The following is a 21,129-nucleotide window of genomic DNA, read 5'->3' on the forward strand; positions in this document are numbered from 1 at the left end:
CCGGCGCGGCGGGCTCGACGACCGGAGCGCTCTCGGCGACCGTCAGCAAGGCGGCCATGGCCTGATCGACGGAGCCTTCGCCGCGCGAAATCTCGAGCTCGCAGTCGCCGTCGACGAATTCGAAGACCTCGCGGATCGCGGCTTCGTCCTCGTCGGTCTCGACGCGCACGCTCCAGGTGATGTAGGCGGCTTCGGGGTCGAGGCTTTCCAGCGGCGGCAAGGCGCTGTCGTCCAGCGTCGCCTTGATCGGACCCAGGCGGTTCAGCTCGCGCAACAGCAGGGCCGTTTCGTTGGCCTTGCGATAAAGATCCGACTTCGGACGGATCGACACCGTCCAGACATTGCTCGGGATCAGCTCGGCGTCCGCGGCCTGGGCCTCGACCGTGATGGTCTGCGGCACGAAGACGAAGCCCAGATCGTCGTCCTCCAGCGCGTCGTCATCGGCGACCACGGCGGGCGGGACGTCCTCGGCGACCGGCGCGGCCGGGGCCGGCGCGGACGCGGCGGCCGGAGCGGCGTTGGGGTCGGTCCATTGCTCAAGCTCGGCGGCCATGGCGGCCGAGGCGGCCATGTCGACGTCGCCCAGTCCCCGCGCGGCGCTCACGTGGTCGGCCAGGATGTCGGATGCGCGCAGAAGGACGGCGGCCAGCTCGACCGTATTGGGCACCGAGCCGCCGCGCACGGCGTCCAGCAGGGTCTCGAACACGTGCGCGAACCGGACCAGCGGCTCGAGGCCGAAGGCCCCGGCACCGCCCTTGATCGAGTGGACGGCGCGGAACACGGCGTTGACGGTCTCGAGGTCGCCGGCCCCTTCCTGCATGGCCAAGAGACCGCCTTCGAGGTCGGCGAGGAGCTCCTCGCATTCCTGGAAGAAGGTGACCTTGATGGCCTCTAGCTCGTCCATTCCGGCACGTCCCAATTGCGTCTAACAACGAGTATTCATCAGCGGCGCCGAAGCCCCGCCTTGATCAGCCTCAGGCGGCGACCCGGCGAATGGCTTCGACCAGCTTTTCCGGGTTGAACGGCTTGACGATCCAGCCGGTGGCCCCGGCTTCGCGGGCCCGCTGCTTCTTGGCCGGATCGCTTTCCGTGGTCAGGACCAGGATCGGGATGGCGCGGTAGTCGTCGTCGACGCGCACCGCCTCGATGAAACCGAAGCCGTCCAGCTTGGGCATGTTGATGTCCGTGATGATCACGTCCGGACGATGGGCCGACAGGACTTCGAGACCGTGCTCGCCGTCCACGGCCTCGACCACATTGAAGCCGGCGCCGGCGAGGGCCATGCGCAGCATGTCCCGCATCGTCCGGGAATCATCGACCGTGAGAATCGTCTGCGTCACGATTCAGCTCCTTGGAATTCCGCCGAGAGGAGCGCCCCTTCGGCGCCGAATAGACGGATGGTTTCGACGAAGGCCTCCGACGGCCCCTTGATGGAAAACACTTGGCCATCCTGCTCCCAGGCCTTGCGGGCCGCGAGAAGCACCTGGAGGCAAAGCCCCCCCAGGCGGCGCACCTTGTCCGCCTCGATCTCGATCGCGGCGCCTCGCCGCTCGACGAGAGCCGCCTTCAGAGGCGCGGCGGCCTTGAGGTCCAGGTTTTCAGGCAGCGCGATGGCGGCCATCAGAATTCCTCCCAACCATCCGTGGCGGGGGCCTGAGCGACCGCCGCCGAACCACTGGTCCGCCCGGGACGGGCGAAGGCGTTCAGACGAGCCTGCTGCTCGGCCACCGGGTTGCGCGCCGGGGCGTGCTGGGCCGCGTCGGCGACCGCCGGGCGGCTGTAGGACGAGGACCCGCCGACTTGGAAGCGGGCCATCAGGCGGACCAGCTCGGCGGTTTCACCCTTCAGCGAGTGCGTCGCGGCGGTCGACTGCTCGACCATGGCGGCGTTCTGCTGGGTGACCTGATCCATCTGGTTCACCGCGGTGTTCACTTCATTCAGACCGGTCGCCTGCTCGGCGGCCGAAGCCGCGATCTCGGTGACCAGGGCGTCGATCTCGCCGACCTTCGCCACGATCCGCTGCAGAGCCTCGCCCGTCTGGCCGACCAGGCTGACGCCCTGGCTGACCTGCTGGGTCGAGCTGGAGATAAGGGCCTTGATCTCCTTGGCCGCCTCGGCCGAGCGCTGCGCCAAGGCGCGCACTTCCTGGGCGACGACCGCGAAGCCGCGACCGGCTTCGCCCGCGCGGGCGGCCTCGACGCCGGCGTTCAGAGCCAAGAGGTTGGTCTGGAAGGCGATTTCGTCGATGACCCCGATGATCTGGCTGATCTGCTTGGACGAGTTTTCGATTTCGCCCATGGCCGACACTGCCTGGTGCACGACCTGGCCGCTATGCGTCGCTTCGCCGCGCGTGGTGGAGACGACGTCGGAGGCTTGGCGGGCGCCCGAGGCCGTGCGACGCACGGTGGCGGTCAGCTCGTCGAGGGCGGCGGCGGTCTCTTCGAGGCTGGCGGCCTGCTGTTCGGTGCGGCGCGACAGGTCGTCGGAGGCGTGGGCGATCTCGTCGGCGCCGGTGCGCAGGCCGTCGGTGGAGGCGGCGATGACCTTCATCGTCTCCTGCAGAGATCCCATCGCGGCGTTGAAGTCGTCCTTCAGCTTGCGGTAGTCGCCGGGGAAATCGGCGGTCACGCGGAAGGTGAGGTCGCCCTGGGCCAGCTTCTCCAGGCCCTGGGCCAGGTTGCTGACGACCGTGGCGGCCTCCTGCGCGGCGGCGGCGGCGGCGGCTTCCTTGGCGCGACGCTCGTCGGCGGTGAGCGCGGCCGTCTTCTCCTGCTCGGCGCGCAGCCGCTCCAGATGCAGTTGGTTGTCGCGGAAGACCTTCAGGGCCGAAACAATGGCGCCCAGCTCGTCGCCGCGGCTCATGCGTTCCAGATCGATGGTGTTGTCGCCCTTCGACAGCTTGTCGGTGGCGGCGGCGATGTCGTTGATCGACTTGCGGGTCGTCATCACCGTGATCCAGGCCAGGCCGGCAACGGCGCCCAGGGTGATCAGCGACAGCACGATCGTGACGCTCATCGCGGCGGTGGCCTCGGCCTGACGCTTGGCGGTCTCGGCCTCGACGCGCTTGTTGGCGGCGGCCACGACCTGATCCAGCGTGCCGGTCATCTTGGCGTACTGCTCCTCGAACGGAGCGATGAACCCGACGGCCATGTTGAAGTCGACGCCGATCATGCCGCTGACCGTGTCGATCGCGCTGCGGCATTCGTCGAGCTGCTTGATCAGTTCGGCGATCTTGGGCTGTTCCTCGGCCGGAAGCTTGGCCTTCAGAGCGGTGAGCTCCTTCTTCACCGCGTCCGTCTCGCTGAGCACGGCGGCCATGCGCGCGTCGTTCTTGGCGACGTCGATGTTGCCGGCCTTGTGCGTCAGGACCGTGTAGAGTTCGCCATTGATGTTGGAGATGCGCTTGGAGATCTTTTGGATCGCCATATTCTCGCGCATGTCGTTTTCAACGACCTGCTTCAAAGCCGCGGATTGGCTTTTCTGAACAATGACCGCTCCGCCCGCCATCAGGGCCAGCATGAGCAGCGCGAAAGCCGGCGCGAAGCCGATCTTGATGATCAACGGTAAATCGACGAGACGGAGCCGTTTCATCGCGAGGTCCCCTCCAACCAGCGATCCGTGCGCACGGATCGCGAAACTGAAGCGAGATATTCCCGATAGAGTCCTAACAGACTCTGACTTGGTTAAAGCCGATTTCGCGAGAAGTGCTCCGGACGTCCAGATAAGGGCAATTGGTCGCAGGTCGGAGTACGGAGAATCTATATAGAATCTCGCGCGAAGTGGGACCGCCCCGACAACCTGTTCATGGTTACCATTAAGTAAATTCGGAATATCATCTATCCGATCAGATTCTTTTAACTCGCTCCTGAGAAGTTGCTGATGCGTCCAGTTGACGCGTCGTCCGCCGGACGGAAAACTTTTACTAGGAGCAGCGGGATGAAATATCCGATCGCTATTGCCGCGGGAGTCGCTGGCAGCTTTTTCGTCGCCCAGGCCGCTTCGGCCGCCGGCGGTTTCGAAGATCAAATGGGCCGTTGCTTGCAGCAGTTCGCCAACACGCGCGACGCCGCGCAAGTGATGCTGGAATGCAACGCCGAGAACGGCAAGCTGTCGGACTGCAAGGTCGTCGACAACAGCGCCGCCGGCAAGGGCTTCGACAAGGCCGCGATGTGCATCGCCGAGAAGCTGCCGATGGGCGCTAAGACCGGCACGGTGAAGGTTCCGTTCCGCTTCCCGGGCGGCGCGTAAGCGTCTCTTCCGATCGGGGGAAACACAACGCCCTCGTCGACCTGGTCGGCGGGGGCGTTCTGCTGTCTGGAGCGCGCCTGACATGCGGAATCTCCGGCGTCCGGACCTTAGAATTCTTCCCATTCGTTAGGGGCCGCCGCCGCGACCGCGACGCCGCCGCGCGCGCTCGACGCCGCGACACGCTGGCGAGCGACGGCGCGCTCGACCGGAGGCGGACTGGGACGCTCGGCCGCCGGCGCGGGAGCCGGATCGCGCCTCGGCGACACCGCCCGCGAGGTCGCCGAAATCGTGAACGCGGACACCTGCTTGATCAGTTCGGCGGTTTGCCCCTTCAGCGAATGGGTCGCGGCGGTCGTCTGCTCCACCATGGCCGCGTTCTGCTGGGTGACCTGGTCCATCTGATTGACGGCGGTGTTCACCTCGTTGAGGCCTTGGGCCTGCTGCTGGGCCGAGGACGAGATTTGGACGATCAGGTCGTCGATCTCGGCCACCTTCGAAACGATCCCGCGCAGCGCCTCGCCGGTCTGACCGACCAGCTCCACGCCGGCGCCGACCTGTCGGGTCGAAGCGCCGATCAGGGTCTTGATTTCCTTGGCGGCCTCGGCCGAGCGCTGGGCCAGGGCCCGCACCTCTTGAGCCACCACCGCGAAGCCTCGGCCCGCCTCGCCGGCCCGCGCCGCCTCGACCCCGGCGTTCAAGGCCAAGAGGTTGGTCTGGAAGGCGATCTCGTCGATGACCCCGATGATGTTGCCGATCTCGCGCGAGCTGGTTTCGATCTCGCCCATCGCGGCGACGGCCTGATCGACCACGACGCCCGACTTCTCGGCCTCGGCCTTGGCGCCGGCGACGACATCCTGAGCCTGCTTGGCCCCATCGGCCGAGCGGCGAATGGTCGAGGTGATCTCGTCCAGCGCCGCGGCGGTTTCTTCCAGGCTGGCGGCCTGCTGTTCGGTGCGCCGGGAAAGATCGTCGGCGGCGCTGCTGATCTCGTCGGCGCCGGACCGAATGCCGTCGGTGGCTTCGGCGACCCGCGTCATCGCCTGTTCGAGGATCGAGGCGGCGTTGTTGAAGTCATCCTTCAACTTCTGGAATTCCGGTTTGACCTCGACGTTCAAACGCCCCGCGAGGTCTCCGCGCGCCAGACGATCCAGCGCCTCGCCGAGGGCCGACACCATCTGAGCCTGATCCGCCTCATTCTCGCGGCGCTGAGCTTCCAGGCGCTGACGCTCTTGCTCGATCGTCTCCAGATAGATCGAAATGGCGAAGTCCATGTCCAGCAGGACCGCCTTGATCAGGGCGCTCAGCGACTCGCCCGCCTTGGCCGCGTCGCCTTTGGCGATGAAGCCCTTGGGCCACTGCTCGTCGATCACCGCGCGGATCAGTTGCTCGCTGACCAAAGCGTAGCCGCCGATATACCAGCGCGGCTCCAGGCCGATCCGGGCGTGGGTCTGGCCGATCGCGCGGACCGCGTCGACATAGGTCTGGTCGAAGTCCGCGCGCGCGATCACATGCCAGTGCGACTGCTGACGGCCTGAAGCCGCCCGCATATGGCTCTCATCCGAAAAGAAGCGGCTTGTCTCGGGCGTGACCCGCACCCGGGCGTAGAAGGCGTCCAGCGCCTTGCCGATGGTCTTGTGAATGACGGGTTGCAAGTCACGCAGGGCTCCGCGCGCCTTGTCGTCCAATCCCATGAACGCCACTCGCTCGCTGATCGCGTGATCCGGACCCATCACCCATTCCTTTCCAAGCCCACGGTGAGGCTCCGATGGGAGGCTTAACGACGCCTTAAATGTTCACGCTCTGCGAGTGACAGTATGCCGCATACGCCCCCATTCCACCCAAGGTTCGTCAAATGAAATCCGACGCTTTAATCCTGGAGAGAGGTCCGTATTTGTTGCGGAATGCGACATCTAGCCGCACCACGCCCGATCCAACGCTTCGCGACATTCGACCGCAGTCGAAATTCACGGGAAAGATTCCCACCGCTCGGTCGTCCGCGTCGAGACTTGTTCAACGCGGCGCGGAACGGACCTATCCCCCGCGCTTGAGGGTCTCGCGAGCGATCACCAGTTGCTGGACCTGGCTGGTGCCTTCGTAGATCCGGAAGATGCGGACGTCGCGATATAGCCGTTCGATCCCGTAGTCGGCGACATAACCCGCGCCGCCGAACACCTGCACGGCCCGGTCGGCCACGCGGCCCACCATTTCGGAGGCGAACAGCTTCGACGCCGCCGCTTCCAAGGTGACATTGGCGCCAGCGTCGCGCTTTCGGGCGGCGTCGAGAACCAAGGCCTTGGCGGCCAGAGCCTCGGTCTTGCTGTCGGCGATCATCGCCTGGATCAGTTGGAAGCTGGCGATAGGCTGTCCGAACTGCTTGCGCTCGCTGGCATAGGCCACGCAGTCGGCGATCAGCCGCTCGGCCACGCCCACGCAGACGGCGGCGATGTGCAGGCGTCCGCGGTCCAGCACCTGCATGGCGACCTTGAAGCCCTCGCCCTCCTCGCCCAACCGGTTCTCGACCGGCACGCGCACATTGTCGAAGGTGACGTCGTGAATATGGGCGCCCTGCTGGCCCATCTTCTTCTCGGGCTTGCCCACGGAGAGGCCCGGCAGGTCGCGCGGCACGAGAAAGGCCGAGACCCCGCCGCCGCCCTTCACGTCCGGATTGGTTCGCGCCATCACCGTGAACAGCGAGGCCTTGCCGGCGTTGGTGATGTAGCGCTTGGCGCCGTTCAGCACGTAAAAGTCGCCGTCCCGCGTGGCGCGGGTCTGCACCGCGGCGCTATCCGATCCGGCTTCCGGCTCGGTCAGGGCGAACGAAGTAATGATCTCGCCCGAGGCGATGCCCGGCAGCCACTTCGCCTTCTGGGCGTCGTCGCCGAACATCACCAGACCCTGGCTGCCGATGCCGACATTGGTGCCGAAGACCGAGCGGAAGGCCGGCGAGGCGCGGCCCAGCTCGATCGCCACCAGCACCTCTTCCTCCATGTCGAGGCCGAGCCCGCCGTATTCCTCCGGGATCGAGAGCCCGAAAAGGCCCAGCCCCTTCATCTCCTCGACGACGTCGGCCGGAACGGCGTCGTTCTCGGCGACCTGGGCCTCGATCGGCCGCAGCCGCTCGGCCACGAAGCGCGCCACCGTGTCGATCAACTGCTCGCGGGTTTCCAGATCGAGGGCCATGCGCGTTCTCCCGGTGTCCAGCGCCCTCGCTAGAAGCGGGGGCGCGTCAAACATCTGTTTTGCCGAGACTGTAGCGATGGTCCCCGAGAATGGAAGCCTTACCCTGGGGCCTTCTCCGCTTGGGCCAGCACGCTCTTGCGCATCCCGTAGGCGATGTAGATCACCGCGCCGATCAGATGGGCGTAGAGGAAGTAGCGCTGGGTCTTTTCCGGCAGGCTGTAGAACAGATAGAGGCAGCCCAGGATGCCGGCCGGGGCGACCACGGGCCAGATCGGCGTCGAGAACACGCGCGGGCGATCCGGCTCGCGCAGCCGCAGCACGATCACCGACGCGCCGACCGCGATGAACGCCGCCAGGGTGCCGGCGTTGGCCAGCTCCGCGATGTCCTTCAGCGACAGGAAGCCCGACAGCACCGCCGACAGCACCCCGGTCAACAGGGTCATGAGCACCGGGGTCCCGGTCTTGGCGTTGACCTTCGACAGGGCGCGGGGCAGCAGGCCGTCGCGGGCCATGACGAAGAAGATCCGGCTCTGACCGTACATGAAGGCCAGGATCACGGTGGGCAGGGCGACCACGGCGGCCAGGGCCACCAGCTGGGCCATCTTGCCGTGCTTGAGCGTCTCCAGGATGAACACCAGCGGCGCCTCGCTCTTGGAGAACACCTCGGCGCGGGAAGCCCCGATCGAGGCGGCGGCGACGATCATGTAGATGGCCGTGCAGGCGGCCATCGAGCCGACGATGCCGATGGTCAGGTCCCGCTTGGGATTCTTGGTCTCCTCGGCGGCGGTCGAGACCGCGTCGAAGCCGTAGAAGGCGAAGAAGATCAGGCTGGCGGCGGCCATGACCCCCACCTTGGCGGCGTCGGGGCCGGCGCCGGCCGGCAGGTGCGCCTGGAAGCCGTTGGGCATGAACGGCGTGAAGTGAGCCGGATCGAAGACGGGCAGGCACAGCGCCACGAAGATGATCAGGGCGACGATCTTCACCGCCACCAGGATCATGTTCACCGTGGCGCTCTCGCGCGTGCCGATGGCCAGGAGCCCCGCCACCGCCATCGAGATGATCACGGCCGGCAAATTGACCAGGCCATGTCCGCCGCCCGGCAGCGTGACGTGCGGCCCGTTCAACAGAAGCTCGGAGAAGCCCGCCGCCTTGAACAGGTCGTGGGCGTGGGCCGACCAGCCGACCGACACGGCCGCGCAGACCAGCGTGTATTCGAGGATCAGGCTCCAGCCGACGAACCAGGCGACGGGCTCGCCCATGGCCGCGTAGCTATAGGTGTAGGCGCTGCCCGCCGCCGGCATCAGGGTCGAGAGTTCGGCGTAGCACAGGGCCGCGCAGGCGCAGACCGCGCCGGCGATCAGGAACGACAGGATGACGCCTGGCCCCGCCAGGCCCGCGCCGATGCCGGTCAGGGTGTAGATGCCGGTGCCGACGATGGCCCCGACCCCGAGCGCCACCAGGTGCGGCCAGCTCAGGGTCTTCTTCAGTTGATGCGCGCCGTCGATGCCGGCGGTGATGGTGTCGATCGCCTTGCGGCGGGTCCAGAAGCTCAAGCGCGGTTCCTCCGACTCTTCGGGGGGACCATGAAGCGGGTTTCGTGCCCCGCCAAGAGCCGTTGATTAGAAGAATATTCTCGTCAACGCGTAGGCCATGACCGCGACGGCCAGCGTGACCGTGCCGAGCATGATCGCCAGCCGGGGCTTGACCTCCAGCAGCGCCTTGGGGCCCAGCTTGGCCGAGATCGCGCCCACGCCGGCCAGCAGCAGGAAGCTGGAGCAGGCCGTCAGAGCGGAGACCAGCGCCGGCGGGATCAGGCCCAGGCCCCGCGCGCCGGCCAGGGCGGCGAAGCCCCAGACGAACAACGGCGGCGGCTTCAGCCGGGACAAGGCGCCTGCCTTGCCATCGCTCTCCGCGCCTCGGGTCAGCATCACGCCGATCAGCACCACCGCCGGGCCGAGCCAGACGATGCGGGACAGCTTGGCCAGGGCGGCCGTGCTGGCGGTCTCGGGCGAGACCGAGGCCCCGGCGCCGGCCACCTGGGCGACGTCATGGATCGACAGGCCGAAGAACACGCCCGACTGGTGCGCGGTCAGGCCCAGGGCGTGGGCCAGCGGCGGATAGCCCAGCATGGCGACGGTCGACAGCAGGTTCACGCCCACGATGACCAGGGCCGTGGTCCGCTGGTTGGCGGGACTGGCCGGCGCGGCCTGCGAGGCCGCCAGGGCGGCCGAGGCGCCGCAGATCGAGCAGGCGGCGGCGGCGATCAGGGCCTCGGCGAAGGGCAGGCCCAGGGCCGTTCCCGCCAAGGCGCCGATGCCCAGGCCGCCCAGCACGACCACGCCGCTGGCCAGCAGGGCCGAACCGCCCAGACCCGCCAGCTCGGCCCAGCTGATCTGGGCCCCCATCATGGCCACGCCCAAGCGCAAACCCGGCTTGGCGAAGAGATCGAGCCCGGCGCCCAGCTGGGCCTGCAGGCCCATCGCGCCCAGCATCATGCCCAGCACCACCGCGATCAGCGGCGCGGGAGCATGCATGTTCTGGGACAGCAGCTTGGCCATCACGGCCAGCAGCAGGCCGGCGATAACGCCGGGACCCAGGCGATTGGCGCTCACGCGCAGAGCGGCGGCGGTCATCCCCGGACGGTCTCGCCCGCCGCGAAGTGCGCGTCGGCCTTGGCGCAGCGGTTCGACAGCCGCTCGTTCAGGCGGCGCACCGTCTGGCTGCCCGTGCGCTCGAAGGCGAACGGGAGAATGCCGTGGACGAGACACGCCAGGCCCGCGCCCAGCAGGGTGAAGCCAAAACTCCACGCCACGCCCATGTGCTCGCCATAGGTTTCGCCGACCGACTTGGGATGACGGGTGAACGACAGGTCCATGGACGCCCCGCTAGATGACCGAGGCCTCCTAGGATGGGCGAGATTCGGAGAAAGACATGGTTTGAATAGTTATCAACTCCGCGATACGGAGAATTTTGTTCCCTAGCACACTGGATCGCGAGATGATTGATCTCGATCATATCGACCGCCGCCTGTTGGCCATCCTGCAGGAGGACGCCACCGTCCCGATCGCCGAGCTCGCCGACCGGGTGGGCCTGAGCCAGACCCCGTGCTGGAAACGGGTCAAGCGCCTGCAGGACAGCGGCGTGATCACCGCCAAGGTCGCCCTGCTGGATCGCGACGCGCTGGACCTGGGCCTGACCGTCTTCGTCGCCGTCAAGACCGGCCGTCATGACGAGGAATGGCTCAACGCCTTCGCCGCCGGAGCCCGCGCCCTGCCCGAGGTCATCGAGTTCTACCGGATGAGCGGCGACGTCGACTATCTTCTGAAGGTCGTGGTCCGCGACATCGCCGCCTATGACCGCTTCTACAAGCGCCTGATCGCCACCGCGCCGCTCACCGACGTGTCGTCCAGCTTCGCCATGGAGCAGATCAAGTTCACGACGGCGCTGCCGATAAACCTGACGTGAGGAGCGTCTTGAGCCTGTCACCAACCGGCGGCAACTAGAGCACCGCGCGGAAAGGCGGATGCCGGTCTTCCGCGAAAATAAAAATCTAGACCGAGCTGGAGAGCGGATCATGGACACGACGCGGCGCAATCTGCTGATCGGCGGCGCGGCCCTGGCGCCGGCTCTCACCCCCGCCCTGGCGCTTGGGGCCGAAACCTCGGTCGATCCGAACGCGCCGCCGGCCATCCGCGCCCATCTGGGCGTCACCGAAAATCCGTTCGGCCCTTCCCCGGCCGCCCGCAAGGCCGCCGCCGACGCCCTGCTGGAGACGCCGTATTACGCCTGGACGCTGGAACCGCCGCTGGTCAAGCTGATCGCGGCCCGCGACGGCCTCAAGCCCGAGCAGGTCGGCCTGTGCAACGGCTCGCTGGAGGCGCTGTCGCTGCTGTCGACCGCCTTTTCCAAGACCGGCCCCGTCGTCTCGGCCCAGCCCAGCTACGCCACGCCCCTGCTCTATGCCGAGCGCCAGGGCGCCAAGCTGGAATGGGTTCCCGTCGCCGCCGATCACCAGATCGACCTGCCGGCCCTGGCCGAACGCGCCAAGGCCGTGAAGGCCGGCGTCGTCTATGTCTGCAATCCGAACAATCCGACCGGCCTGCTGCTGGATCCCGACGCTCTGCGGGCCTTCATCGTCGAGGTCGCCAAGACCTGTCCGGTGATCGTCGACGAGGCCTATATCGAGATCAGCCCCGACCCCGTCCGCCACTCGATGATGGACCTGGTCCGCGCCGGCCACGACGTGATCGTCGCCCGCACCTTCTCCAAGGTGTACGGCATGGCCGGCCTGCGGGTCGGCTTCATCGCCGGTCCCGAGGCCCGGGTGCGGACGCTGAAGAGCCTGATCCCGACTCACAAGGGCCGTCCCGGCCTGGCGGCGGCGACCGTCTGCTACGGCGACCAAGCCTATCTGGCCGGCGCCAAGGCCTATCTGCAAGGCTGCCGCGAGAAGATCTACGCCATCTGCCGGGCCAATGGTCTGGCCTACCTGCCCTCGCACGGCACCTATGTCTTCGTCGACAGCGGCAAACCGAACCTGGCCTTCCAGAAGACCCTGGCCGCGATGGGCGTCGAGGTGCGCGTGTTCGACAGCCCTCGCCATCCCACCTGGATTCGGGTCGGCACCGCGACGCCCGCCGAACTGGACATCTTCGCCCAGGTGCTGCCCAAGGCCCTCAAGGCCTGACGCCTATTCCGGCCAGAGGTCCTGGATGTCGCCCTTGCGGTTCAGCATGTGCGTCGCCCGCTTGATCACGGCCAGGAGGCGCTCCTTGCGACCGTCCTTGTCGTAGGTCAGGGTCGAGCGGGCCAGGCCCTCCAGCATGAAGCGCGCCAGGTCTCGGCTGGCCTGGAAGCGCGGGCCGGCGCCGGCGTGCAGGATCTTCAGGAAATGGTCGCCAGCCTGGGCGCGGTCGAACTCCGCCTGGGCCGGGGCCAGCAGGGCGCGGATCGCCGGATCGACGCGGCCGGCGGCCTCCAGCTCGGCGAAGGCCTGGAAGGGCACCGAGTGCAGCAGATCCCAATAGCTGTCGATCGCGTGCTCGGTGACGTCGGCGCCGGCCGGCAGGTTCTCGGCCGCGGCGCGGAACAGGGTCGAGCGCTCGGCCTGGATATGGGCGACGGCGGCCTCGACCAGGGCCTCGCGGGTCGGGAAGTGATAAAGCATCGCGCCGCGCGTCAGGCCGGCGGCGTCGGCGATCGCCGGATTGGTGGCCGCGTGATAGCCGATCTCGGCGATCAGGCGCATCGCGCAGTCCAGAATCCGCGCGCGCGTCTTCTGCGACTTCGGCGTGTCCTTGGCGAGGCGAGCGGCGTCCATCGGGGTGATCTAGTGCGAGGGATGCTGCACCGCAACAGTCCGTAACCGCGCCGGCGGCGAAAGCGGCGCCGCAAGCGCGCGCCTTTTGACGGATGCGCTGAAATTGAGCAATTCCCGACCGGCCGCGGGTAAACAACGGGTAAAAGGCCAGGTCGACATTTCATCAAAGCGACACGCAATCAGCTTAATCGCTCGCCGTTGGCCGCCATCTTCCGATCCGGGGACGGAACGATCTCGCGGCGCCTCAACGGGGGTTCGACCATGAGCGCCGACGTCGCCGTTCGCCGCTACCGCTCCGTCTTCATCAGCGACCTGCACCTGGGCACGCGGGGCTGCCAGGCCGAGCTGCTGCTGGACTTCATCCGCCACATCGAGTGCGACAAGCTGTATCTGGTCGGCGACATCATCGACGGCTGGAAGCTGCGCAGCGGCTGGTACTGGCCCCAGGCCCACAACGACGTGGTCCAGAAGATCCTGCGCATGGCCCGCAAGGGCGCCGAGGTCATCTATGTGCCCGGCAATCACGACGACCGCGTCCGCGACTTCTGCGGCACGCACTTCGGCGGCGTGATCGTGGCCCGCGACGTGATCCACGAGGCCGCCGACGGTAAGCGCTATCTGGTCGTTCATGGCGACGAGTTCGACGGCGTCGTGCAGCACGCCAAGTGGCTCGCCTTCCTCGGAGATTGGTCCTATAGAACCATCCTCATGCTGAACACTCTGGTGAATCGCGCGCGTCGCCGCCTGGGGTTCGGCTACTGGAGCCTTTCGGCGTATCTGAAGGTCAAGGTGAAGAACGCTTTGCAGTTCATCGAGAACTTCGAGGCCGCCGTGGCGGACGAAGCGCGTCGCCGCGGCGTCGACGGCGTGATCTGCGGTCACATCCACAAGGCCGAGATGCGCGACATCGACGGCATCGCCTATGTCAATGACGGCGACTGGGTGGAAAGCTGCACGGCCCTGGTCGAGCACGCCGACGGCAAGCTCGAGATCCTGGAATGGGCCAAGGAGCGTTCGTGGTCGGTGATCGACCGCGCCCGGTCGCTGGGCAAGTCCGCCGCCGAAGAGCCGTTGCCGGAGCCGGCCGCCGCCTGATGCGCATTCTGCTTGCTACCGACGCCTGGGAACCTCAAGTCAACGGGGTGGTCCGCACCCTGACCCGGGTGGTCGAGGAATTGCGCGCCATGGGCCACGAGGTCGATGTCGTCAGCCCCGAACAGTTCCCGACCTTCCCGCTGCCCACCTATCCCGAGATCAAGCTGGCCATCGGCGCCTATGAGCCGGTGCAGGAGCGCTTCAAGTCGTTCGAGCCCGAGGCGATCCACATCGCCACCGAGGGCCCCATCGGCCTGGCCGCCCGCCGGATCTGCCTGGAGTGGAAGCTGCCGTTCACGACCAGCTACCACACCAAGTTCCCCGAATATGTCTCGGCCCGCCTGCCGCTGCCGCTGGCGGCCGGCTACACCTACATGCGCTGGTTCCACAAGCCGTCGGGCCGTCTGATGGTGGCCACGCCCACCATGCGCGACGAGCTGGCCAAGCACGGCTTCCGCAACCTCTCCCCATGGTCGCGCGGCGTCGACACCGACATCTTCAAGCCGCGCCAGCCGGGCGATCCCGATCCGTTCGAGGGCCTGGCGCGCCCGATCTTCCTCAATGTCGGCCGCGTGGCCGTCGAGAAGAACATCGAGGCCTTCGCCAGCCTCGACCTGCCGGGCACCAAGGTCGTCATCGGCGACGGTCCCCAGCGCGAGGAACTGGCCGAGAAATATCCCGAGGTGAAGTTCCTGGGGGCTAAGTTCGGCGACGAGCTGGCGCGCTATTTCGGCGGCGCGGACGTCTTCTGCTTCCCATCCCTGACCGACACCTTCGGCCTGGTGATCCTGGAGGCCATGGCCGCCGGCGTGCCGGTGGCGGCCTTCTCGGCCCCCGGTCCGGTCGACATCATCCCGGGCTCGAACGCCGGCGTTCTGGCCCCGGGCCAGACCGACGGCCTGAAGGAAGCCTGCCTGGCGTGCCTGGACCTCGACCGCGTCGTGGTCCGCAAGTTCGCCGAGAAGTTCTCGTGGCGCGCCTGCGCCGAGGAGTTCTTCCGCAACCTGCAGCCCTACCCCGAACCCGAAAAGACCCGCTTCTGGCGCCGCCTACGACGCCTGGCGCGGCTTCGGAAGAAGACGGCGGCTTAGAGCGCGTTAGGTTTAAGTGTACGCGGTTAAACCGCTCGAACGCGCTCTAAATCAAACATTTAGAGCGTGATAACCGCCGAAACCGCTCACACTTTCGGCTATCACGCTCTAAGGGCGATTCACGGTTTCAACAAGAGCACGGCTTCGCCGCTTCACGCGGCCAGCCGCTGAAGGCGTGTGGGGAGGCGACGGAGCGGCCGGGCGAACCCGGAGACCGTGAGTGGTTTTGTTTTTCGGCTCGCGAGTCCGCTCCGCCAGGCTGTTCTTGCCCGTGAGGATGGGAGGCGTGAGCTTATTTCAGCTCGGGTCCCCCCTAGCCCCCGGACGGGCGCGGACCAACTGGGACGGCTACATCCGGACCCAGCCCGACGATCCGCGATAGGCGGCTTGTACGATCACCGCCCTGTCGCTCCGCTGGTGGTTTTGGCCCCGGCCGATCCGTCACCCGCGCGCGCCCCTGAAGAGGAAGCGACGCGGCGTGAGGTCTGCGCCGGGAACCGCCAACGGCCCCGCTCAACCTAGCCCCGCCGCCGTTTTGGGCCGGATCCAAACGCCCTCTCCCGCGACGGGGATGGCTAGGATTATGGAGCGGCGCTGAACGCCGAGGATTGGCGGGCGTGTAAAATCGACAAGGCGTTGATTTCGCCTAGTTCTAGGTCGCGAATTCCGAGGATAGCGGCGCTCCAATCCCCATACCTCCGACCTCCCCGGCGAAGGCCGGGGTCCAGATCGAACCCACGAGCGATCGACGCTCCAGGTCGGACGCGCGATCGCGAACACCCCAAACGCTCCGGATGACTCTGGGCCCCGGCCTTCGCCGGGGAGGCCGGGTGTGGGGATGGCGGTGAAGAGCGGCCCACTCCGTTCACCCTCACCCTCCCATCCCGACTTTCGTCGGGACGGGCCCCGCCCTCTCCCGACGGGAGAGGGTTTTTGGCGCGATACGCCGCCCCCTACCCCTCCGCCGCGTCTTTCTTCCGTTTGCACGGCTTCAGGATCACCTTGTCGATCCGCGAGCCGTCCATGTCGACGATCTCCAGGTCGAAGGCGCCGATCTCGACGTGTTCGCCTTCGTCGGGGATGCGGCCCAGGCGGTCGAGGATCAGGCCGGCCACGGTGTGGTACCCGCCGTCGGCCTCGAAGTTCTCGCCCAGGTGATCGTTCAGCTCCTGGATGTCGAGGCGGGCGTCGATCAGCCATGAGCCGTCCTCGCGGCGGATCATGCGCTTGTCGTCGTCCTCGTGGTTCTCGGGGAAGTCGCCGGCGATCATTTCCAACAGGTCCAGCGGCGTGATCGCGCCCTGCAGCGAGCCGAATTCGTCAACGACCAGCGCCATGTGCAGGCTGGTGGACTTGAAGACCTGCAGGGCCTTGAGCAGCGACATGGTCTCGGGAATGGCCACCGGCTGCTGCACGTGGGCCTTGAGGTCCAGCGGTTCGCTGGACAGGCAGGCGTCCAGCAGGTCCTTCTTCAGCACCACGCCGATGTCGCCGTCCAGGTCGCCCTCGGTGGCCACCAGGATGCGCGAGTGGGCGCTGGCGCGGATCTCGCTGAGGATCGTCTCGGGCTCGTCGGCCAGCGACACCCAGAAGAGGTCGCGGCGCGGCGTCATGGCCACGCGGACGGGACGGTCGCCCAGGCGCAGGACCTCCTGGATCATCGAGCGCTCCTCGGGCTCGATCAGGCCGGCGTCCGCGCCCTCGGCCAGGACCGCTTCCATCTCCTCGGTGGTGACGCCGCTGTTGCGCTCGTCGCGCACGCCCATCAGCCGCAGCACGCCGGCGGTCGAGACGGTCAGCAGGGTGACGAACGGGCGCAGGCCCGTGGCCACCAGGGCCAGGAACGGGGCCATGCGGCGGGCGATGACGTCCGGGAACATCAGGGCCAGGCGCTTGGGCACCAGCTCGCCGAGGATCACCGAGACATAGGTCAGCCCCACGACGACGACGCCGGTGGCGATCACCTCCGAATAGCGGGCCACGGCGGGGAAGCGCGCGTCCAGCCAGTGGTTCAGCGCGCCGGCGATGGTGGCCTGGCCGTAGGCGCCGGCGAAGATGCCGATCAGGGTGATGCCCACCTGCACGGCCGACAGGAACCGGGTCGGATGCTCGGCCATCTCCAGCGCCAGCTTGGCGCCGCGATCCCCGCGCTCGGCCAGGCCTTGCAGCCGGGCCTTGCGGGCCGAGACGACGGCCAGTTCGGACATGGAAAACACCCCGTTCAGCAGAACGAGGAAGAGGACGACGGCGAGCGCGACGAGGATCATGGCCCTTCAGGGTCGGGGACGCGTCGCCGGACGGCGACCGCGGCGCGGGGGTCTGGGGAGGCCCGAGCCCGGTCACTATACAAAGAAAAGCGCCGCGGCCCATAGAGGACCGCGGCGCCGTGTCTTCCGGCCCAAGGGGTGAACCGGAGGACCTCCTTAGTACTTCACGCGCAGTTCCAGACCATAGGTCCGGGGCGGGTTCAGGTTGCCGTAGTCACCGATCGTGCCGCGGTTGGCGGCCGAGATGCGGTAGACGTGCGTCTCGTCCAGCAGGTTGCGCGCCCACAGCGACAGGCTGGCCGAGGCGCCGCCGCCGGCCATGTTGATGTCGGCCAGGGTCAGGTTGCCGTTGACGATGAAGCTGCTGTCACCCTTGACCGCGACGTTCTGGACCAGCTTGCCGGTCGGCGAGACGTCGGCGAACTCGCTCTGGAACGAGTACTGGGCGTCGGCGTAGTTGGCGTCCAGGTGCGCGCGGAAGGTCATCGAACCGACCGGGTACTTGAAGTCGACATAGCCCGAGGCGGCGTTCGGCGGCGTGTAGACCACCTGCACCGGGAACGGCGAGCCTTGCGGCACGTCGGTGTTGCCCAGATAGGGGAACGGCGCGGCCGGGATCTTCACGTCGGTATAGGCGTAAGAAGCGCCGATCGTGATGTTTTCCGAAACGCGAGCGGTCAGCTCGGCTTCGAAGCCCCGGATCTTGGACGTGCCCTTGGCGTTGGCCGTATCTTCGGTGTGCGCGCCGAGCGTCGGGCTGCCGGGGGTGGTGTCGACGTTGTCGAAGTCGATCTGGGTGTTCTGACGGTCCATTTGATAGGCCGCCAGGTTCAGGCGCAGACGGTTCTCGAGGAGATCCATCTTGGCGCCCAGTTCGTAGGCCTTGACCTCTTCCGGACCGAAGGCCTGGAAGGCCGACGAGCGGTCGTTGGCGCCGCCGGCGCGATAGCCGGTCGAGTACTTGGCGTAGAGGTTGATGCCTTGGGCCGCGTCATACGACACGTTGATCAGCGGGTCGAAGCGGCCCTTGTCGTAGGTGAACTTGAAGTTCGTGGCCTTGCCGGCGACCATGTAGAGGGTGCCGTCGCGCTTGTCCTTGGTGTAGCGGCCGCCCAGGGTCAGGTGGACCTGCTTCATGGCTTCCGGCGTGTAGGTGCCTTGGCCGTAGATCGCGTAGCTCTCGGCGTCGGCCTGGCTGGCGCGGGCGAGCAGGCGCGTGCTGCGCTGCCAGCCTTGCGTGCCCGAGGTGATCGGGCCCGCGCCGAAGCTGCCGTAGGCCGAGCGGATCGTATAGGCGGTGCCGTCGGCGTTCCACTGGTTGGTCAGCGGCGTCGAAGCCGATTCCTTGGCGTGTTCCTTGAAGTAGTACAGGCCGCCGACATAGTTGAAGCTGTCGCCGACGTCGCCGACCGCCTGGAATTCCTGGCTGTACTGGTACTGATACAGGTCCGACAGGCTGTAACGGCCGAAGGTGGCGTTCGGCGCGAAGACGTTACGCGACTCGATGCCCGAGTTGTCCCACTGGTTGGTCGCCACGGCGCGGGCGGCCGTGATCGAGCGCAGCTGCAGGCTGGGCGAGACGTTGTACTTCAGGGTGGCCATGGCGCCGCCCGTCTTGTCGACGCTGGGCTGCTGGACCGTGCCGATGTCCGACACGCTCTGGCGGTCGGTGCTGACCCGCACCAGCGGCGACAGCGGGTTGATCGTGCCGGCCGGCGCGGCGGCCGAGGCCGTGACCTCGGCCAGGCTGCGGACGCGCTTGCCATAGGGGTTGTAGTTCAGCAGCTGGCTGAAGAACGGGGTATTCTCGTCCTTCGAATAGTCGATCGACACCTGGGCGCTGAACTTGTCGTTCGGCTTGTAGAGGCCGGTCACGCGGCCGCCGGTGCGGTGATACTGGTTCCAGCCGGCCTGACCTTCCATCGGGTTCTTGGTGGTCGGATCCTGGTGCTGGATCAGGGCGTCGACCTTGATCGACAGGCCGTTGAACTCCTGGAAGTCCTGGTGCAGTTCGCCGGTGTACGAACCGTAGTTGCCGGCGCCGGCCACGACGCGGCCGCCGAACACGCCCGTCGGGGCCTTGCTGACGATGCTCAGGGCGCCGCCTTCGGTGTTACGGCCGAACAGCGTGCCTTGCGGGCCGCGCAGCACTTCCAGACGCTCGATGTCGAGCAGGGCGGTGTTCAGGCCTTGCTGGCGGCCCAGATAGACGCCGTCGATATAGACGCCGACGCCTTGGTCGCGGGCGGTCTGGTTGGCGTCGAACGGCACGATGCCGCGGATGCCGACGGTCAGGGCCGACTGACGGGCTTCGAAGGTGGCGACGCGCAGCGACGGGATGGCGCCGTCCGACAGGCTGATCAGGCTCTCGGCGTGGCGATCGGCCATGGCGGTCGCGCTGAGCACCGAGACGGCGATCGGCGTCGACTGCAGGTTGGTTTCACGCTTCGTGGCGGTGATCACCACCTGTTCCAGCGCGGCGCCGTCATCGGCGGCGGGAGCGGCGGCGGCCGGGGTGGCGGCGTCGGCGGCCAGGGCGCCCTGCGCCGTGGCGATCACGAGAGCGACGACGGCCGCCCCTCCGAAATATTTCAGCATGGAAGCAAAACCCCTTGTTGGTTGGCAAGGGGCATAGACGTTCAGCGGTGATGGTTCAGTGACGGCCACATGTCGATTTCACGACGTGATAATTTTATCACCCGGCGCGCGGACTTTAAGACAGTTTTGTGTAAACTCGGGAAAAGCCATGGAATTTCAACGTTAGAAAAACTTACGAAAATCCATCTCCTCCGAAAGATCACCTTACCTGTCGACTCATATGTTGGGCCGGCGCGCGGTCGCGCGCGCGAATACAACGTCAGGAGCGTCTTTCCGGCGCCGACGAATTTCGGCGCGATTGTGGCAGGGTCGAGCTTGGCGCGCGTTTCGGATAGGCCCCATGTAGCCTTGCTGAAACACGGCCCCGCGAAGGCTCGGACGCGCCCCGCCCGCGTGGGCTGGCGCGAGTGGCCGAACCGCTCGCACGCGCTCTAAATAATTGAATCTATGGAATTTTTATCCGCCTCAAATGATCCCGTTTGAAGCAGGCGGGCTCTAAAGCAGGCGGGTTCGGATCACCTGCGACAGCAGGTCGATCAGCGACACGGCCACCACGATGACCAGGACGATGCAGCCGGTCTGGTCGAACTGGAAGGCGTTGATTGAGTCATAGAGGATCTGGCCGATGCCACCCGCGCCGATGATGCCCAGCACGGTGGCCGCGCGGCTCGACGACTCGAAGCGATAGAGGGCGTAGCTGGTCCACAGCGGCGCGACCTGCGGGATCACCCCCCAGATGATCTCCTGCAGCTTCACCGCCCCGGTCGCCCGAACGCCCTCGACGGGGCCCTTGTCGATCGACTCCACGGCCTCGGCGAACAGCTTGGCCAGCACCCCGCCGGTGTTGAACATGATCGACATCACGCCGGCGAACGGACCCAGCCCCACCGCGGTGATGAAGATCAGGGCCACGACCAGATCGGGGATCGAGCGGATCAGGTCGAGGACCCGACGCACCGGCTGCTGGATCCACACGGGCGCGATGTTGCGCGCGCCCAGAAGGCCCAGCGGGATGGCCAGGACGATGGCCAGGGCCGTGCCCCACAGCGCCATCTGGATGGTCTGCCACATCTTGGCGATGAACAGCTCCCAGTCCATCGACAGGAACAGCTGCGGGTCGGTGAACGGCTTGAAGAACAGCTTGGCGAAGGCGCTGGTCTTCTCGGTGTCGGTGAACAGCTGGGGAAACTTGTCGATCTCGGCCGGCTTGAAGCTGATCACCAGCAGCAGGATCACCCCGCCCCACAGCAGGGTGTCGAAGGCCAGGGCCGAGGCCGAGCGCTTGGGCGGCGCGGGGATGCTTCCCTCGTTCATCTTGGCGTCGCTCATG

At 66.9% G+C, this 21,129-nt stretch carries 18 protein-coding genes; 5 read left to right on the forward strand and 13 right to left on the reverse strand.

The window, feature by feature from the left end; translation table 11 throughout:
• From FCU40_RS14105 to FCU40_RS14120, 4 genes are all read right to left on the reverse strand, one after another.
• Window positions 1-904, reverse strand: a 904-nt coding sequence (locus tag FCU40_RS14105) for an Hpt domain-containing protein (protein ID WP_175582084.1), incomplete at its 3' end; no start/stop codon positions are given.
• Between the two features lie 70 nt (window positions 905-974).
• Window positions 975-1,340: a response regulator gene (locus FCU40_RS14110; RefSeq protein WP_004621646.1), complete on the reverse strand. Its 366-nt coding sequence runs from the start codon at window positions 1,338-1,340 to the stop codon at window positions 975-977.
• On the reverse strand, window positions 1,337-1,624 hold the full coding sequence (locus FCU40_RS14115; RefSeq protein ID WP_168075752.1) for an STAS domain-containing protein: 288 nt from the start codon (window positions 1,622-1,624) through the stop codon (window positions 1,337-1,339). Before FCU40_RS14115 ends, FCU40_RS14110 begins: the two co-directional genes overlap by 4 nt.
• Window positions 1,621-3,591: a methyl-accepting chemotaxis protein gene (locus tag FCU40_RS14120; protein ID WP_004621643.1), complete on the reverse strand. Its 1,971-nt coding sequence runs from the start codon at window positions 3,589-3,591 to the stop codon at window positions 1,621-1,623. Before FCU40_RS14120 ends, FCU40_RS14115 begins: the two co-directional genes overlap by 4 nt.
• Window positions 3,592-3,936: 345 nt before the next feature.
• On the opposite strand from FCU40_RS14120, the gene FCU40_RS14125 reads away from it, so the two are divergent.
• Entirely contained in the window at window positions 3,937-4,248 is a 312-nt protein-coding gene (locus FCU40_RS14125) for a hypothetical protein (protein ID WP_004621640.1), read from the forward strand.
• 107 nt (window positions 4,249-4,355) lie between these two features.
• Here the strand turns inward: FCU40_RS14125 and FCU40_RS14130 are convergent, their stop codons facing one another.
• From FCU40_RS14130 to FCU40_RS14150, 5 genes are all read right to left on the reverse strand, one after another.
• Window positions 4,356-5,978 (reverse strand): globin-coupled sensor protein, encoded by a 1,623-nt coding sequence (locus FCU40_RS14130; protein WP_168075723.1) that lies wholly within the window; start codon window positions 5,976-5,978, stop codon window positions 4,356-4,358.
• 301 nt (window positions 5,979-6,279) lie between these two features.
• A complete protein-coding gene (locus FCU40_RS14135) occupies window positions 6,280-7,428 on the reverse strand; it encodes an acyl-CoA dehydrogenase family protein (protein WP_168075725.1) in 1,149 nt (382 codons plus the stop codon).
• 98 nt (window positions 7,429-7,526) lie between these two features.
• Window positions 7,527-8,981, reverse strand: a complete 1,455-nt coding sequence (locus FCU40_RS14140; protein WP_168075727.1) for an amino acid permease — start codon at window positions 8,979-8,981, stop codon at window positions 7,527-7,529.
• A 66-nt stretch (window positions 8,982-9,047) separates the two neighbouring features.
• A complete protein-coding gene (locus FCU40_RS14145) occupies window positions 9,048-10,061 on the reverse strand; it encodes a putative sulfate exporter family transporter (RefSeq protein WP_004621632.1) in 1,014 nt (337 codons plus the stop codon).
• On the reverse strand, window positions 10,058-10,303 hold the full coding sequence (locus tag FCU40_RS14150) for a DUF6356 family protein (RefSeq protein ID WP_004621631.1): 246 nt from the start codon (window positions 10,301-10,303) through the stop codon (window positions 10,058-10,060). The genes FCU40_RS14145 and FCU40_RS14150 overlap by 4 nt, the downstream gene beginning before the upstream one ends.
• Window positions 10,304-10,425: 122 nt before the next feature.
• On the opposite strand from FCU40_RS14150, the gene FCU40_RS14155 reads away from it, so the two are divergent.
• Together FCU40_RS14155 and FCU40_RS14160 are read left to right on the forward strand one after the other, a co-directional pair.
• Window positions 10,426-10,893 carry an Lrp/AsnC family transcriptional regulator gene (locus tag FCU40_RS14155; RefSeq protein ID WP_168075729.1) on the forward strand — a complete coding sequence of 156 codons (468 nt, stop codon included), beginning with the start codon at window positions 10,426-10,428 and terminating at the stop codon, window positions 10,891-10,893.
• 109 nt (window positions 10,894-11,002) lie between these two features.
• On the forward strand, window positions 11,003-12,115 hold the full coding sequence (locus tag FCU40_RS14160) for an aminotransferase class I/II-fold pyridoxal phosphate-dependent enzyme (protein ID WP_004621626.1): 1,113 nt from the start codon (window positions 11,003-11,005) through the stop codon (window positions 12,113-12,115).
• 3 nt (window positions 12,116-12,118) lie between these two features.
• Here the strand turns inward: FCU40_RS14160 and FCU40_RS14165 are convergent, their stop codons facing one another.
• The gene (locus tag FCU40_RS14165; RefSeq protein ID WP_004621624.1) at window positions 12,119-12,748 is read right to left on the reverse strand and encodes a TetR/AcrR family transcriptional regulator; all 630 of its coding nucleotides are present in this window, start codon (window positions 12,746-12,748) and stop codon (window positions 12,119-12,121) included.
• Between the two features lie 261 nt (window positions 12,749-13,009).
• Between FCU40_RS14165 and FCU40_RS14170 the strand changes: the two genes are divergently transcribed.
• Both FCU40_RS14170 and FCU40_RS14175 read left to right on the forward strand, forming a co-directional pair.
• The gene (locus tag FCU40_RS14170; RefSeq protein ID WP_004621621.1) at window positions 13,010-13,843 is read left to right on the forward strand and encodes a UDP-2,3-diacylglucosamine diphosphatase; all 834 of its coding nucleotides are present in this window, start codon (window positions 13,010-13,012) and stop codon (window positions 13,841-13,843) included.
• Window positions 13,843-14,934, forward strand: a complete 1,092-nt coding sequence (locus FCU40_RS14175; RefSeq protein ID WP_004621619.1) for a glycosyltransferase family 1 protein — start codon at window positions 13,843-13,845, stop codon at window positions 14,932-14,934. The genes FCU40_RS14170 and FCU40_RS14175 overlap by 1 nt, the downstream gene beginning before the upstream one ends.
• Before the next feature lie 953 nt (window positions 14,935-15,887).
• Here FCU40_RS14175 and FCU40_RS14180 read toward each other — a convergent pair.
• The 3 genes from FCU40_RS14180 to phnE form a co-directional block, all read right to left on the reverse strand.
• Window positions 15,888-17,201 (reverse strand): hemolysin family protein, encoded by a 1,314-nt coding sequence (locus tag FCU40_RS14180; RefSeq protein WP_004619157.1) that lies wholly within the window; start codon window positions 17,199-17,201, stop codon window positions 15,888-15,890.
• Window positions 17,202-17,357: 156 nt separating this feature from the next.
• Window positions 17,358-19,799 (reverse strand): TonB-dependent receptor, encoded by a 2,442-nt coding sequence (locus FCU40_RS14185; protein WP_168075731.1) that lies wholly within the window; start codon window positions 19,797-19,799, stop codon window positions 17,358-17,360.
• Between the two features lie 495 nt (window positions 19,800-20,294).
• The gene (gene phnE, locus FCU40_RS14190) at window positions 20,295-21,128 is read right to left on the reverse strand and encodes a phosphonate ABC transporter, permease protein PhnE (protein ID WP_168075733.1); all 834 of its coding nucleotides are present in this window, start codon (window positions 21,126-21,128) and stop codon (window positions 20,295-20,297) included.
• Window position 21,129 lies beyond the last annotated feature (1 nt).

The sequence above is a fragment of the Caulobacter sp. SSI4214 genome (genome assembly GCF_012184455.1).
Taxonomy (GTDB): Bacteria; Pseudomonadota; Alphaproteobacteria; order Caulobacterales; family Caulobacteraceae; genus Caulobacter; species Caulobacter vibrioides_E.

Bases quoted from the DNA above. Each gene is read 5' to 3' on its own strand.
- FCU40_RS14120 (WP_004621643.1), bottom strand. From the start codon at position 3,591: ATGAAACGGCTCCGTCTCGTCGATTTACCGTTGATCATCAAGATCGGC.
- FCU40_RS14125 (WP_004621640.1), top strand. From the start codon at position 3,937: ATGAAATATCCGATCGCTATTGCCGCGGGAGTCGCTGGCAGCTTTTTC.
- FCU40_RS14130 (WP_168075723.1), bottom strand. From the start codon at position 5,978: ATGGGTCCGGATCACGCGATCAGCGAGCGAGTGGCGTTCATGGGATTG.
- FCU40_RS14135 (WP_168075725.1), bottom strand. From the start codon at position 7,428: ATGGCCCTCGATCTGGAAACCCGCGAGCAGTTGATCGACACGGTGGCG.
- FCU40_RS14145 (WP_004621632.1), bottom strand. From the start codon at position 10,061: ATGACCGCCGCCGCTCTGCGCGTGAGCGCCAATCGCCTGGGTCCCGGC.
- FCU40_RS14150 (WP_004621631.1), bottom strand. From the start codon at position 10,303: ATGGACCTGTCGTTCACCCGTCATCCCAAGTCGGTCGGCGAAACCTAT.
- FCU40_RS14155 (WP_168075729.1), top strand. From the start codon at position 10,426: ATGATTGATCTCGATCATATCGACCGCCGCCTGTTGGCCATCCTGCAG.
- FCU40_RS14160 (WP_004621626.1), top strand. From the start codon at position 11,003: ATGGACACGACGCGGCGCAATCTGCTGATCGGCGGCGCGGCCCTGGCG.
- FCU40_RS14165 (WP_004621624.1), bottom strand. From the start codon at position 12,748: ATGGACGCCGCTCGCCTCGCCAAGGACACGCCGAAGTCGCAGAAGACG.
- FCU40_RS14170 (WP_004621621.1), top strand. From the start codon at position 13,010: ATGAGCGCCGACGTCGCCGTTCGCCGCTACCGCTCCGTCTTCATCAGC.
- FCU40_RS14175 (WP_004621619.1), top strand. From the start codon at position 13,843: ATGCGCATTCTGCTTGCTACCGACGCCTGGGAACCTCAAGTCAACGGG.
- FCU40_RS14180 (WP_004619157.1), bottom strand. From the start codon at position 17,201: ATGATCCTCGTCGCGCTCGCCGTCGTCCTCTTCCTCGTTCTGCTGAAC.
- FCU40_RS14185 (WP_168075731.1), bottom strand. From the start codon at position 19,799: ATGCTGAAATATTTCGGAGGGGCGGCCGTCGTCGCTCTCGTGATCGCC.
- phnE (WP_168075733.1), bottom strand. From the start codon at position 21,128: ATGAGCGACGCCAAGATGAACGAGGGAAGCATCCCCGCGCCGCCCAAG.